Origin of the sequence: Hymenobacter radiodurans (assembly GCF_004355185.1) — a bacterium.
GTDB classification, from domain to species: domain Bacteria; phylum Bacteroidota; class Bacteroidia; order Cytophagales; family Hymenobacteraceae; genus Hymenobacter; species Hymenobacter radiodurans.
On sequence record NZ_CP037922.1, the window covers coordinates 1,311,013 to 1,324,078 of the forward strand.

Here is a 13,066-nt window from a genome sequence, read left to right on the forward strand (position 1 = left end):
GTTCATATTTGGTTGTCTGGGGGGCAATTTGGGCCCTTAGGGCACTACCGCAGCCATTTGCCATCGCATTGCACAAGCCCGGAAATTTGCCGTGCTTAGTTGCTATGAATCCTGCTGCTCCATCCAATCACACCTTACTCTACGACAAGCGCCATGCGCTCCGCCAGCGGGCAAAGGGCCTTTCTCACCTGATGCCCGCGTTTGTGCTCCTGACCGGCATTTTGGCTGTAATAGGTGGCAAGGAGCCATTGACTACCATGGTCATCATTGAGCTGGTTGTAGGGGCCGCCTACATTATTCTGCTTGTGCAGGAACTGCGCCACCTGAGCCGGGGGCATCTGCATCCTGGCAAAGTGGCGTGGCTGGAAATTGCGGCTGGTGGCGTGCTGGCTCTGGAAGGGTACCACATCATGCACCGCCATCAGGTGGCCGAAGCGGCGGGCGCTCCACAGCGGTTTCATGTATTGCCCTGGCTGTATTTTGCGGTGGCAGTGGTATATGTAGGACTGGCGTTTTGGCTGCCGCGCGTATTAGGGCGGCGCCATTTGTATTTGCACGAGGCCGGTTTTGGCGGGCGTCTGCACCCGCTACGTCCAGGGTTTTCCTTTGCCTGGGAGCAAGTAGCGTCGGTGGAGGCCGTGGGAGCCGCCGACGTGCTGGTGCACCTGAAGGATGGTAGTGAAAAGCAGATTTCCTTCGCCAAGATGCACGACGGTGCTGCCCACCGCGACCGGCTGCTAGCTCATGCCAAGCAGAAGTTGAGGAACTAGCGCCCTGTTGCAGGCCCGTAAAAAAGTGACGAAAGCCAAGGGAGTAGCCAGTATTGCGGAATAAATTGCCGGCGTTTTGTGTTCTAAAATTTGCCCCCCAGCTATGCCCAACCTATTGGTGGGCGGCTGGTTGTTGAATTTTCGTATCTATTTCGCTTTCATGGCTCGACCTAAACCTGTTCGTTACGGCTTATACCCCTGGACTCCCGATTATGGCCTGCGCTACATCCATCCGGCCAACCGCCGCACCTTCGAGTGGCTGGAGCCGATGGGTAAGCTATTTGAGAAAATTGATGAAACCGATGACTGGATTTTGATTCGCTACGACGAGCAGCAGTTCAAAGTCAGCGGCGAATTGTTCACGGAACTGAGCGAGAAACCCGTATTCAGCTTCGGAGACTTGGTAGAAGAAGTTAATCCTGAGCCTGGCCGCGAACCGCACCGTGGCCTCATCTCCGACGTGTACTGGGACGAAAGCCGCGACCGGCCACGGTTTCAAATTGTAGAGAAAAAGCGCAAGATAAAGCGCGTGTTTGAGCCCGAAGAGTTGCGTAGCGTGTAGTGGCAATAGTAGTTATTTCACGAAAAAAGTCCCCCAGATACCTTTCTGGGGGCTTTTTTTGATGGATTATTGTAAACCGACTGTAATACCGACTACTACCGCCAGCGCGCCCAAGACTAGCAGCCCCAGATAGAGCGGCAGCACAAACTTCCACCACGCGTCAAACCGCACGCCGCAGGCCGCTACAATGGCCATCAGGGCGCCGTTGGTGGGCGTAATCAGTTCGCAGAGGCCAGCGCCGTATTGGTACGCCAGCACCGTCACCTGGCGCGACAACCCCAGCAAATCGGAGAGGGGCGTGAGAATAGGCATCGTGAGCACCGCCTGGCCGCTTACGCTAGGCACAGGCAAGTGCAGCGCCGTATGCACCGCCATCATGCCTAAGGCCGACAGCGTAACCGGTAGCCCAGCCAGTGGCGCCGACATAGCCTGCACAATGGTATCCACGATTTGGCCTTGTTCCAATACCACGAAAATGGCACGGGCAAAACCAATCAGCAAAGCCGAAAAAGCTAGGTCGCGGAAGCCGGCAATAAAGCTTTCAGCCGTGCCCGTCAGGCCCAATCCACCCACTAAGCCAGCGACTACGCCCAGCACGAAAAACAACGCGCCCATCTGCTCAAACTCCCACCCCAGATGTAGTACGCCGTACGTAAATGCGGCAAACGTGAGCAGGAGCAATAGCAGCACCAGCCCATGACGGCCTGCGCCGCCCGCCGTTTGCGTTTCGGGTTCTGCTAGCTCAGGTGCTACCCGATTGCGGGCAGCGTAGCGCATGGTTCCGCCAATCCAAAGAGCCAAGGCAGCGGCCAAAAAAATCAGCCGAAAGCCCGCTCCGGAAAGCAGCGGCAATTGCGCCAGTTTTTGAGCAATGCCTACCTGAAATGGATTGATTGGGCTAAAGGCTGCTCCTACTGCGGCCGCGCCTAAGCTCACTGCTGCGGCCGTCAGGACAGGATAGCCCAAACGACGCATAAGTACCAGCAATACGGGCACCAGCGGAATGATTTCCTCCTGCATATTCTCCAGTGCGCCCATCGTGGCGAAAAGCAGGGAAATAAGCGGAATAACGAGCGCCTCACGCCCTCGAAAGCGCGTCAAAAGCCAGTCGACGCCGCGCCGCAACGCGCCCGTTTGGTCTACCACGGTAAAAGCTCCACCCGTCAGGAAAACGAAGAAGATAACGCTGGCTGCTTCCTGCAAACCGCGCGGAATACTAACCACCGCCTCCAGCGGACTGACCGGCGAAGGCGCTACCCGGTGATAGGAGCCCGGAATTACTACTTCACGGCCGGTGGCGGCATCGGCGCGGCGCTCAAATACGCCAGCGGGTAGCACGTAGCTCAGCACGGTGGCCAGCACAATAAACCCAACCAGAAGAACTAGCGGGTGCGGAAAGCGAAAGGTGTTCATGAAGTGGAATAAGGAATGCTGAACAGTCAGCAAACATCCACGAAAAAACGCACTCTCTGCTCTCTTGCTCAGAAACTAAGTTGATCTGCGGCTAATTAATGGGCTGCTGACCATGCCGGCGCTATTCAGCGCTTGGCTGTAGCTCCCGATCAGGCGGAGATGCTGGCGTAGTGGTCATCAATAGCTTTATCCATCGATTCGCGAAAAGTCACCAGTAGCTTATTGCGCTCGGTATCGGGCATACTTTGCAATGCCTGCTCAAACGTAGTACGGTACACATGCACCATAAACTCCGCGCCATGACTAGCCAGAAAGCCGTCGTGAATGCTTTTGAACACTACCTTCTCAGCGGAGGAAATAGAAAGTGAAAGGGATAGCCACTCCTTCGCGTTATTGGCTAAGCTGAGGCGTAAGTCTTCGTTCATAAGCGTACTGGTAGAAGAAAAAGGTAATGATTGGAGGTTCGTGAAAAGAGTAACAATTCCGCTTACTACATGGCCCCTGACACTTACAAAGAACTAGGCGCAGGAGGCTCCGCTGACCAGTTTACCTGCCGCAGCAGCACGCGAAACTCTGCTTCGGAAGCCAGACGGCCTTGAAAGCTGTAGAGCATCTGACCATCAACTACTTCCAGCAAGGTGAGCTCATCGTCCTCATAGAGCACAACGGTTTCCTGACCGCAGGCGCTGGGGCGGCTGTACCGCATTTGGCGGGGTGGCGAGCGAAATTGTACGAAGCCCAAGGCTTGCAGCAACTCTGCGGATGGTTGATAAAAAACAGACATGTGGAACGGCCCCTGATGAGAGCGCCAAGCAACTACGCCGAGCGGTAAGCTATAACGCGTAATGAGCTAAAAGACTGGCCAATAGCCCGCTGCATGGGATGAAGAGCGGGCGTCGTATTGGCAGGTTTCGGCTTTCTCGTCTGTTGCAATAATCAGAATTGAAAGCGCGCCACCTATTCAAGCCTCCTTGTGCTTAACATATGATACACAAGGAACGGTCCAGCTTAGCCCAAGTTCAAGCAGTATCGGTTGGTAATTCCATATTTTATAGATGGTGATTCGTAAATATCTGTTTAATAAGTAGTTGTGTTAAAAATAAATAATCTCATCAGCTATATAACGCGTCATTATAAAGGCAAGGAGAAGAGGCAGAAAATACTCTTGTGCCCAGCGGCTCACAATTCGAGTCCCTTTCATATTTGCCCCCAGGAAGGTAGTCGTGGTCACTTAGGGGCGCCCGGCAGCGGAGGTAGGCTCGGTGGGCGGCATTGCGGCAGCGGAGGTAGGCTCGGTGGGCGGCATTGCGGCAGCAGCGGCATCGAGGGGGCGGTGGGAGCCAAAGAAAAGCCGATAGAAACCCAGCAGCTTGCGTTTTTCCAGCAAAAAGAATAGCACTGTACAAAAAATGGTCGTGAAAATAATGACGGCGAAAGTGATGGTTTGAATGGTGGAGCCGCTAGGCAGACCCCGCTGGGCGGGCAGCGTAGCCAGCACGGCCGCCCCAAACCCTTGGGAATCATAATGCTCATAAAAGACATATCGAACAGCGGGGCTTTGGTGTCGGCAGAAGCCAGCACAACCGGAATGCGCACCAGAAAAAGTAGAACGGTAATAGCAGCTCCCAGCCCTATGAGGTAGGCATTGTTGAGTACAATGGACATGCCTACATACACGAAGAAAAACGTGCGCAGCAGAAACACCATTTCGGAGAAAAAGTCTTTCTCCACGGAAGTAAGCTCGATGTGGTGAGTAGGCAGAAATGAGGAAAGCAGGCGCGGGCGCAGCAGCGTCACGTTGCCCAGCGTGATACTGAAAAACAGCACCGCAATCGGGCCGCTGAAATTCAGCAGTTCTACCAGCCCGTACACAATGAAGACAAAGGCTGGCGTGGAAAAGCGGGTTTTGAGCAATGTGGGTACTTTCGTCAGCAGTATTGACCACAGGTAGCCCGTGCCGACGCCCGCCACCACCGCCAGCACCAGTGAGGTGAAGATGTGCCCAAACATGGAGCCCAGACTAAACGAGGCGCCCGTGTAGAGGCTGATCAGAGAGATGGGAATGGCCAGGGTGTACACGTCGCTGAAGGCCGATTCCATGACTAGGGTGGTGGAGGTTTGCTCCTGTATATCCACCTTACGAGCCAAAGTGGTAACTACTGCGGAGGACGTGCCCCCAGAATAGTGCCCAGAATAACGGAGCTAAGGAAATCGAGGTCGGCGAACATCTGGGCCATGGCCGCCACCAGCATGGTGGTCACAATGAAGTTGAGCGTAGTGAGGGCAGCAGTGCCCCGCAGCGCCAGTTTCAGCTGCTCAAAACGTACCTCCAGACCACTTTCAAACAGAATAAATACCAGCACAATGTTGGTAAAAACTCGGCCCGCCTGCCCAAACGAAGCCGGATCGATGAGGTGAAATACGGGGCCCAGCAGTATTCCCACCAGCAGTAAGCCCACTACATCGGGAATACGGGTCCGGTCGAACATCTCGGCCAGATAATGGCCAAAGAAGATCAGGAAACCGATAAAAATAATGAGGACGGGAGTTATCATACTGAAGTTAGTTACCCCCAAATCCGGGTCAGGTTCCCCAGAAACGGCCCGGGCGCAGTAGCCGGTCGGTGTGGGCAGTACGTGCGAAGCAGGACGCGTAGTTGTCTGCGGCAACGTACTAATTTTGGGAGCTGGGGGGCAAATTCAGCGCTGCATCGCTGGAAGCAGCCCGCCAGCGTATCCCCTTGGAACCCGCCTGGCGGCATCGCCCGTTGTGGAATTATACCTTTATGCAACTCACCGCCTTCAAACAGCTACCTATGGGCCATCAGGCCGTCCTGCTACGGCAAGGGGGCATTTTCTGGCTGAACGCCAGCAAGATAGCTTCAGCCTGCAACTCTATGCGTTTGGTGATTTTTACGCCGAGGTGTGGCGCGTGCAGGGTGAGGAGCGTATTCTGTTCATCCATTTGTTTCAGCACCCGGCAGGGCTGGCCGCTTACCTGGAGAAAATTCGATTGCCCGAGGTATAAAAAAGCCCCCCACGACTTACAAACAAAAAAAGCGCAGCCCATGGCTGCGCTTTTTTTGTTTGTAAGTCGTGGCCGAGCTATTGGATCACCAGCTTCTGCGAAGATGAACGGCCGGCCACCTCAAACTTGGTGATGTACATGCCCTTGGGCAGCGAGCCCAGGTTCTGGGTCAGCGACAGGCGCTGCGTGCCTTTGGTGCGGAATACCTCGCGCCCGCTCAAATCAGATACCACCACGCTGATGGGCTGATTATCCGCGGCTACTACGTTGAAAGTAACCTCGCCTGTGGAAGGGTTGGGGTACACGCTGGCTTCGGTACCGATAGGTAGGCTGCCGCTGCCTTTGATGGAAGAAGCTGCTACTGCCGTCAGCGATTCGCTTCTCACGCGATTCTTCAGTTCTTCGAAGATTACATCGGCCTGTACGAAACCATAGCCGGTTTTGAAATCAAAGCCCGTATCGAAAACGCCAGGAGTCAGCGGGTTGTCCATATCAAGCGCGGAGGAAATCAGGCGCTTCCGGATTTGGGTGGGGGGCAAATTGCCAACCACGCCGCCCAGCATGAGTGCGCCTACTGCCGCTACGTGCGGAGCCGCCGCTGACGTGCCGAAGAAGTTAGGGAAAGCATCCGCGTCAATGGGGCTATCGCCGCCCACTGGGAAGAAAGTAGTATTGGCGCCATCGGGGCCGGTTACTTCGGGCTTCTGATATATCTGAGGCTTTTTCAACTCTACGCCATCCTCAAAATAAATCGGCGTGCCACCCAAAGATGAAAAGCCATTGATGATCGGACGGGGCGTATTGGGGTTAAACTGGGGCGTATTGAAATAGGCCGAAGCGCCCACGGCAATAACCTTCTCCGCGTTGGCATGGCCAGCAATAGTAGAACTGCGCGTGTCGTACTCCACGGCTAGGGGCGTGCTGCCATAGTTTATATACTTCAGCAGCTTAGGATCGGGGCCCGCAAATTTGGTGATAACAAGCTCCAGCGTAATTGGAGTAGCAAAGGGGCTGCTTACTCCCAGAATCTCCACCGGGTCGCCATTGGCGATATTATCGGCGGCAGAAAGCGCAACGAGGCTACCGTTAAAGAACAGATACATATCCATGTCGGTCTTGGCACCGATTACGCCATTAGCCGAGAAAAACGGATCAGTCCATTGTAAGGAAATAGTCAGGCTGCCACGAGCCGGTATGGTGATGCTCTGGCGCACGTCGCCGGGGGCGAAGGCGTGGGCCGTACCATCAAGGCCCGGTACTACGATGCCCGAATTGGCGTAGGGAGCCTGGTAGGATTGCTGGCCCTGGTTGCCCGCCGAGGAGAAATACGAAGAGCCCCGATCTACTACTTCCTCGGCGGCCTGCGCGATGATGCCATCCTCGAAGAAAGGCTCCGCGAAGAAAATAACATCGTCCACAATCATGCGGCTTCCGGCTTCCTCCAACCGAATAATGCCTTGGGCAAAGCTAGCCTGACCCAGAAAAGCCGTGTGGAAGGCAATGTCGGCGCCGGGAGCTACGTCGTGCACCAGTTCGGCCATGCCGCGGCCTTCGTCGCTGCCGCCACTGGGTAGATCTGCTAGCACCTGCACGTTGGCTGGCAAGTCGCCGCTGGCTACTCCGGCCGCGGCCCCATTCCTGTTATTGTAGCTATCGGAGAGAATACCCACTTTCACACCTGCCCCCGAAACGCCATACTGTGCCCGTACCAGGTCCGACTTTAGCGATACGTCGCCTTGGCTGGTTACGGCGCCCACGTTGCGGGCCGGTGTGTAGGCTGGGCGCACAAACCGTAGCGAGCTAACGGCTTCCAGCCCTGCCAGCTTGTCAATCGGGAACAGGCCCGAAACCATTACTCCATATGAGGCGCCGTCTTTCAGACCTTGGGCCTGCAACTCCTGCAATAGGCCACTTGCGTTGCCTTCAAGAGCGGTGGCCTCAATAACGACATAGCCGTCAAAAATCTGCACGTCAGATGTAGCCGTTAAACCTTCTACCTGACTGACAACAGGGGCGGAGCGTTGCGACTTAGCTGCCTGATTTTCGGCCACCTTCATCAGATCGGCCGAAATTTTGGATTTCTTGCTTTTGGCTGCACCTGCGCCTCTTTCCTGACTTTTTCCCTGAGCCAGTGCTGGGGTTTCGCTAACTAATGCGAGAGCTAATGTGCCTAGCAGTAGTGGCTTCATGTAATGTTTTTTCATGCAAAAACAGTTAAGTGAGGGTGGAATGGATTAGGAGAAAAGCAATGTCTTAAGGTAGAGCTTATATAATTATTAAAGTGAAAAAATGTTATATACCATTGTTCAGTTCATGTAAAGTTTTTGCACAAATAGAGTGAGGCTCAACCTCAACTATTAGTTATTGACCACAGAAGCCAGTTTATCACCGTATGAGTGGCAGATCGAATAGTAGAATTTCTGCCATTATTTTATTGCTGCTCGTCTGGGGGTTAAGCCTTGATGGCTCCTGAAAAGCCCCCCAGACACACTCTTATCTGCCGTACTTGTTGGCCATGCCGCAGCAAGGGGGATGGGCCCAAACTCCTGTACGGCGGGCCTGTGGCTCAATAACTTTGCCCCCCGCCCGCCGTACTGTGGAGTGCCCGGTAAGCCGACGCGGCTAGGTAGCTGGAAAGGGGTGAGTGCCGGGGTAGTTGATGTAGCCGAAGCGTATGTGGATTGTCTTTTCGTTGTTAGCAGCCGTGTCGGCGGCTGTGGTAGTCACCCTTTCCAAGGCCGGCATTAAAAACGTCGATTCTAGCCTCGCCTTTGCCATTCAGTCAGTGTTGATTCTGGTTGTGGCCTGGAGCGTGGTTGCGTATCAGGGCAATCTGCCCGATGTATCGCGCATCGACCGGCGCAGCCTGACGTTTCTGGTTATTGCCGGCGTCGTGACGTGCGTGTCGTCGCTGCTGTCGTTTCAGGCCCTCAAGCTTGGTGAGGCCTCGCGTGCTTCGCCTTTGGATAAAATATCGCTGGTATTCTCGATAATTCTGGCCGTCGTTTTCCTGAAAGAAAAGATCAACTGGCAGGTAATTGTGGGCGCACTGCTGATGGCCGCGGGCGCGCTCTTTATCGCCTTGGCTAAACCTTCGTCAAACTAAAATGCTCGGCTGAATCAGACCGTTTACGACCGGCGCATGGGGATGTGCGGAATGCCGTCTTCTAGGTACATTTCGCCGCACTGCACGAAGCCGAAACCGCCGTAAAATTTTTCTAAGTATTGCTGCGCGCCAATCTTGATAGGCTGGGGGGCAAAATGTTGCTCGCAGTGCGCAATTGCCTGCCGCATCAGCTCCTGCCCAAGGCCAAAGCGCCGAAACGCAGGCGCCACAATCACCCGCCCGATACTGACTTCTTCGTAAGCTATACCCGCGTCGAAAAGCCGGGCGTAGGCGGCTAGTTTCCCGTCCGACGTGTGCCCCAACAGGTGATACGCCGCCATATCCTGACCATCAATATCCTGAAACGCGCAGGCTTGCTCCACTACAAATACTTCGCTGCGGAGTTGCAGCAGTTCGTACAATTCGGCTAGAGATAAATCGTTGAATTGCTTGCTGGTCCAGGATAACGTCATGGTTGGTAGTGCGGCTATTACGGGCAAAATAAGGGCTGCTTCCGTTTCCGAAAATGAGGCTTAGTTGTGCTTGATTTTCCTCAACGATTCCGCCAACTCTTTGGCCGAATAAAGCTTGCCGCGCGAAATAACTGTGTCAATTTTTTTGATGTTGCTGATATCGGTCAACGGGTTCTGATTTAGCAGCACCAGATCAGCGTATTTGCCGGGTCCGATGCTGCCCGACTTATCGGCCACGCCCATAAACGTAGCGCCGTTGATGGTGGCTGCGCGCAACGCCTGCGCGGGAGTAAGTCCGGCCTGCACCAGCAGCTCTAGCTCGCCCTGCAACGACGCACCCGGATACACAAACGAGTTGAACGGGCCGCTGTCGGAGCCGGCCAGAATGGTGACGCCGGCGGCCTGCATTTCCGGTATCATCGACATGAATTTGGCCGAGAGTTTTTTGCCGAATGCAACGGTCTCTTTGGGTTGGCGCTTCGCGTTGTTGTAGCGGCCCATGTAAGTAGCCTGAATTCGGGGGTCGATGTAGGCAAGCATCGTGTCGCGGGCGTGGTCTTGCTCGGTTATATTAGCCAGCGTTTTCTGGATAAATAATGTTGGCACCACGGCCGTTTTGCGGTCGGCCAGGGTTTTGAACATCGCGGCCGCTACCGTTGGGTCATAGGTTTTATAAATGGTGGGCAGCACCGCGAACAGGCCCAACGGCTTAGATGTGAGCAGGCTCTGCTTGATGGCGGTTGTCAGGCTGTCTTCGCGCGAGGAGCAGCCTTTGAATACATAATACAGGTGCTCGCTGGCATCGAGGCCGCGCTCCGAAGCCTCGCGCAGCGTGACGGTGTAGGGCATGTGCCCCGTCGTTTTGAGCCCGCGCTTTTCGGCTTCGGAAATAACGTTCAGGAAAGCTTCCCCCGAAATTTTGCTTTCGTAAATCTTGACGTAATCTACCTTTAGTTTCTGCAAGGAATCCAGCGCGGCGGTTATCTGAGCGGGCGTTTCAACTCCCAACGAGCCCGGCCAGGTGCCGCCCGGACCATCGATCTTGGGGCCGGAAGTGAAGATTCTGGGCCCTGCTAAGTTGCCGGCATTAATCTGCTCACGCCAGGCGTAAACGGCTGGCGTCAAGTCGCCGCCCGCGTCGCGTACGGTGGTAATACCATGCGCCATATACAGCGGCAACAGGTTTTTGTTGGCCTCCGTCAGCGTGTCGCCACCCCGAAAGTGCACGTGCATATCCCATAAGCCCGGCATCAGGTATTTACCCGTGCCATCTACGCGCTGTGAAGCGCGCTGGGGGGCTTTTTGGGCGCTCTCTATTCGTTGAATCAGGCCGTTTGCAATGACCACATTCTGATCGGGCTGCACGGTGCCGGTTAGCACATCAATCACATTGACGTGGGTGATAACCAGATCAGCATTATCTGATTTTACTGCGGCACAATTTGTCAGAAACAAGGCGAGCGAGCAGGCAGCAGTGAGGTTGCGTAGTTTCATAAAAGCAGAGAAGCGGCGAGAAACAGGAGTGGAGAAATTCCAACCGTACTTGGCTCAGCTAAAGTAGCGCAATTTGCCCCCCAGCCCTTTACGTGACTATAACAACCTTGTATTCTTACCTTACAGAACGTCATGCAGAGGCGGAGCCGAAGCATCTCGCGTGCTGACGTTGGATTGGTATTCCTGCTAAACACGCGAGATGCTTCGGCTCCGCCTCTGCATGACGTTCTTATTGGATAACAGATTGAGATGACCTTGCTGCTCTTTACCGGCTATTCGTGCGGTCGATGATATTCTGCACATCCTTGGTCGATACTTTCTGGCCGGTTTCGGCGGCGCGGTAGATGGCGGCCATCAGCTGCACGTCGCGCAGGCCCATTTCGCCGGGCACGCGGGTGGGCTTGTTGTTGAGAATACAGTCGGCAAAGTTGTCCATTTGCAGAGCCTGCTGATTTACATTCTGGATGTTCATCGGGCCCTTGCTGGTTGTGCCTTTTATACCACCATAGCCAAAGGCTGGCGAGAGTTCAAACTTGCCTTTGGCCGCCTCGGCTTGGAGGCGGTTGGGCAGGCTTTCGGCGTAGCTGGTGCGGCAATCGGCCACGGAGCCATCAGCAAACTGGAACTGCCAGTTCACGCCGGCCTCCACTTCCTTGAAATATTGATTATTGGCGGGCTTGGGCGCAAACTTGGCCGTCACGGAAGCCGGAATCTGGCCTTTGGTGTACACCACGCCTTGTACACAGTAAATTCCTAAGTCCACCAGTGGACCGCCACCGGCCAGTTCCTTATCCACGCGCCAGGGCGTATCGTTGCTGAATACGTACCCATTGTCGGCCACCAGGCGCTTGATGGGGCCATAGATTTCCTTCTGGCCTAAACGCATCACTTCCTGGTGGTGGGGCTCGAAGTGCAGGCGGTAGCCGATGCTAAATTTCTTGTTAGCTTTTTTGGCGGCCTCAATCATCTGTCGGCACTCGGCGGGCGTCATGGCCATCGGCTTTTCGCAGATCACGTGCTTGCCCGCCTGCAAGGCTCGAATCGTGTATTCGGCGTGCATGGCAATGGGCAGCACCACGTACACTATATCAATATCAGGGTTGTCGATGATGCGGTCAAACGACTTGTAGTCGTAGACGTTTTTGTCGGGGATATTATACTTGGCTTTCCACACCGGCACTTTCTCCGGCGAGCCCGTCACGATGCCGGCCAAGCGGCACAGCTTGGTTTCCTGCAAGGCAGGCGCCAGCTGTCCGGTGCTGTAATTGCCCAACCCCACCAGCGCCACATTCAGCTGCTTGCCCGCCTGCCACGCTTCCAAACTAGCCGGCCCAAAGCTGTTTGCCTCTAACCCAGAAAGCGAGCCAGCCAGCCCCGATGTGCCCAGCAAAATGCCCCCCAGGCCTAGTGAGGCGTGCCGCAGAAAGTCGCGGCGGGAGGTGGAAGCACTGGCAGAGGAAAAGGAAGTGTTGTCGAAGGTTTTCATAGCTGAAAGTTGGGGTATAGTAGCAGTACCTAGTCAGGCAATGCTGGGTTGCATTTACAAGCTGGTAACAAGGATGACATCCAAACAGGAAACTCGACTTTTGGGTGACAAGCAAGGCAACAAAAAGGGGGCAGCTGCCGATGCAGCTGCCCCCTTTTTAGTTAGATGTACAATCCTAATTAGCGCAGGCGCTCACCGTCACTAAGGGGCCGATCGATGATACGGCTGCGCAGGACGGTATTCGTTGCGACGGGCTGGTCTGCTGGAACTGTAGGGTCTGGGTGAGGAAAAGGAGCAGGACCGTGCGCCGAAAGGGGCACGCCGCCGTGCTTGGCAACATAGCGACGGGCATACTCGGAGGCATTCACAGCACCGTGCTGATCAAGTACGTGCTGCACTTGCTCGGCATCCTGGCGGGTACGTACGTGCACTGTAAGGGTAGTGCCGCAGCGGGCGGCCGCAGCATGGTCTTTCACCTCGTGCTCATGGCCCGTAAATACGGCCCGGAAAAAGTTGTGAAAGGAATCATTTTCCGGAAACTCACCCGTTGGATTATCCTGGTTGACATCGGCGGCAGTCACGTCGATATGCTCGCGGCCAATACCTTGACCGAGTAGCGCGTGGAGGGCTTTATTCGCAACGTCGGCGCTTTCAAAAACGCCAATTACAGTGTATGCCATAGCAGATCGGGTTTAGGGAGTGAGAATGGAGTAGGAAGATCGGGAATATTTGCTC

Annotated in this window: 12 protein-coding genes and 1 pseudogene; 4 read left to right on the forward strand and 9 right to left on the reverse strand. The window is 54.9% G+C overall.

The genetic code is table 11. The features are described 5' to 3' along the window. Nucleotides 1-104: 104 nt before the first annotated feature. Both EPD59_RS06720 and EPD59_RS06725 read left to right on the forward strand, forming a co-directional pair. Nucleotides 105-770: a hypothetical protein gene (locus EPD59_RS06720; RefSeq protein ID WP_133272106.1), complete on the forward strand. Its 666-nt coding sequence runs from the start codon at nt 105-107 to the stop codon at nt 768-770. 160 nt (nt 771-930) lie between these two features. Beyond that, a complete protein-coding gene (locus tag EPD59_RS06725) occupies nt 931-1,332 on the forward strand; it encodes a DUF6960 family protein (RefSeq protein WP_133272107.1) in 402 nt (133 codons plus the stop codon). Nucleotides 1,333-1,398: 66 nt separating this feature from the next. On the opposite strand, the gene EPD59_RS06730 is transcribed toward EPD59_RS06725, so the two are convergent. The 4 genes and pseudogenes from EPD59_RS06730 to EPD59_RS06745 form a co-directional block, all read right to left on the reverse strand. Continuing rightward, nucleotides 1,399-2,745, reverse strand: coding sequence for a YfcC family protein (locus EPD59_RS06730; protein ID WP_133272108.1), 1,347 nt, complete (start codon nt 2,743-2,745; stop codon nt 1,399-1,401). 149 nt (nt 2,746-2,894) lie between these two features. Continuing rightward, nucleotides 2,895-3,170: a hypothetical protein gene (locus EPD59_RS06735; protein WP_133272109.1), complete on the reverse strand. Its 276-nt coding sequence runs from the start codon at nt 3,168-3,170 to the stop codon at nt 2,895-2,897. An 83-nt stretch (nt 3,171-3,253) separates the two neighbouring features. Then, nucleotides 3,254-3,529, reverse strand: coding sequence for a hypothetical protein (locus EPD59_RS06740; protein WP_133272110.1), 276 nt, complete (start codon nt 3,527-3,529; stop codon nt 3,254-3,256). A gap of 443 nt (nt 3,530-3,972) precedes the next feature. After that, nucleotides 3,973-5,300, reverse strand: a pseudogene (locus tag EPD59_RS06745) (cation:proton antiporter domain-containing protein). Between the two features lie 214 nt (nt 5,301-5,514). Between EPD59_RS06745 and EPD59_RS06755 the strand changes: the two are divergent. Further along, nucleotides 5,515-5,772, forward strand: coding sequence for a hypothetical protein (locus EPD59_RS06755; RefSeq protein ID WP_133272113.1), 258 nt, complete (start codon nt 5,515-5,517; stop codon nt 5,770-5,772). Between the two features lie 77 nt (nt 5,773-5,849). Here EPD59_RS06755 and EPD59_RS06760 read toward each other — a convergent pair whose 3' ends face one another. Further along, entirely contained in the window at nt 5,850-7,976 is a 2,127-nt protein-coding gene (locus EPD59_RS06760) for a T9SS type A sorting domain-containing protein (RefSeq protein ID WP_133272114.1), read from the reverse strand. 470 nt (nt 7,977-8,446) lie between these two features. Here EPD59_RS06760 and EPD59_RS06765 point away from each other — a divergent pair, with 470 nt between their 5' ends. Continuing rightward, nucleotides 8,447-8,878, forward strand: a complete 432-nt coding sequence (locus tag EPD59_RS06765; RefSeq protein ID WP_133272115.1) for an EamA family transporter — start codon at nt 8,447-8,449, stop codon at nt 8,876-8,878. A gap of 23 nt (nt 8,879-8,901) precedes the next feature. Here the strand turns inward: EPD59_RS06765 and EPD59_RS06770 are convergent, their stop codons facing one another. The 4 genes from EPD59_RS06770 to EPD59_RS06785 all read right to left on the reverse strand — a co-directional run bounded on the left by EPD59_RS06770 (nt 8,902) and on the right by EPD59_RS06785 (nt 13,011). Beyond that, nucleotides 8,902-9,351 carry a GNAT family N-acetyltransferase gene (locus tag EPD59_RS06770; protein ID WP_133272116.1) on the reverse strand — a complete coding sequence of 150 codons (450 nt, stop codon included), beginning with the start codon at nt 9,349-9,351 and terminating at the stop codon, nt 8,902-8,904. A 60-nt stretch (nt 9,352-9,411) separates the two neighbouring features. Next, complete coding sequence (locus tag EPD59_RS06775) at nt 9,412-10,845, reverse strand: amidohydrolase family protein (protein WP_133272117.1); 1,434 nt, start codon at nt 10,843-10,845, stop codon at nt 9,412-9,414. Nucleotides 10,846-11,110: 265 nt separating this feature from the next. Next, the gene (locus EPD59_RS06780) at nt 11,111-12,331 is read right to left on the reverse strand and encodes a Gfo/Idh/MocA family protein (RefSeq protein ID WP_133272118.1); all 1,221 of its coding nucleotides are present in this window, start codon (nt 12,329-12,331) and stop codon (nt 11,111-11,113) included. 179 nt (nt 12,332-12,510) lie between these two features. Continuing rightward, nucleotides 12,511-13,011 carry a hypothetical protein gene (locus EPD59_RS06785; RefSeq protein ID WP_133272119.1) on the reverse strand — a complete coding sequence of 167 codons (501 nt, stop codon included), beginning with the start codon at nt 13,009-13,011 and terminating at the stop codon, nt 12,511-12,513. Nucleotides 13,012-13,066: the final 55 nt, after the last annotated feature.

Excerpts from the sequence above, each read along its gene's own strand:
- EPD59_RS06730 (WP_133272108.1), bottom strand. The coding sequence starts at position 2,745 with ATGAACACCTTTCGCTTTCCGCACCCGCTAGTTCTTCTGGTTGGGTTT.
- EPD59_RS06775 (WP_133272117.1), bottom strand. The coding sequence starts at position 10,845 with ATGAAACTACGCAACCTCACTGCTGCCTGCTCGCTCGCCTTGTTTCTG.
- EPD59_RS06760 (WP_133272114.1), bottom strand. The coding sequence starts at position 7,976 with ATGAAAAAACATTACATGAAGCCACTACTGCTAGGCACATTAGCTCTC.
- EPD59_RS06720 (WP_133272106.1), top strand. The coding sequence starts at position 105 with ATGAATCCTGCTGCTCCATCCAATCACACCTTACTCTACGACAAGCGC.
- EPD59_RS06740 (WP_133272110.1), bottom strand. The coding sequence starts at position 3,529 with ATGTCTGTTTTTTATCAACCATCCGCAGAGTTGCTGCAAGCCTTGGGC.
- EPD59_RS06735 (WP_133272109.1), bottom strand. The coding sequence starts at position 3,170 with ATGAACGAAGACTTACGCCTCAGCTTAGCCAATAACGCGAAGGAGTGG.
- EPD59_RS06770 (WP_133272116.1), bottom strand. The coding sequence starts at position 9,351 with ATGACGTTATCCTGGACCAGCAAGCAATTCAACGATTTATCTCTAGCC.
- EPD59_RS06765 (WP_133272115.1), top strand. The coding sequence starts at position 8,447 with ATGTGGATTGTCTTTTCGTTGTTAGCAGCCGTGTCGGCGGCTGTGGTA.
- EPD59_RS06785 (WP_133272119.1), bottom strand. The coding sequence starts at position 13,011 with ATGGCATACACTGTAATTGGCGTTTTTGAAAGCGCCGACGTTGCGAAT.
- EPD59_RS06725 (WP_133272107.1), top strand. The coding sequence starts at position 931 with ATGGCTCGACCTAAACCTGTTCGTTACGGCTTATACCCCTGGACTCCC.
- EPD59_RS06780 (WP_133272118.1), bottom strand. The coding sequence starts at position 12,331 with ATGAAAACCTTCGACAACACTTCCTTTTCCTCTGCCAGTGCTTCCACC.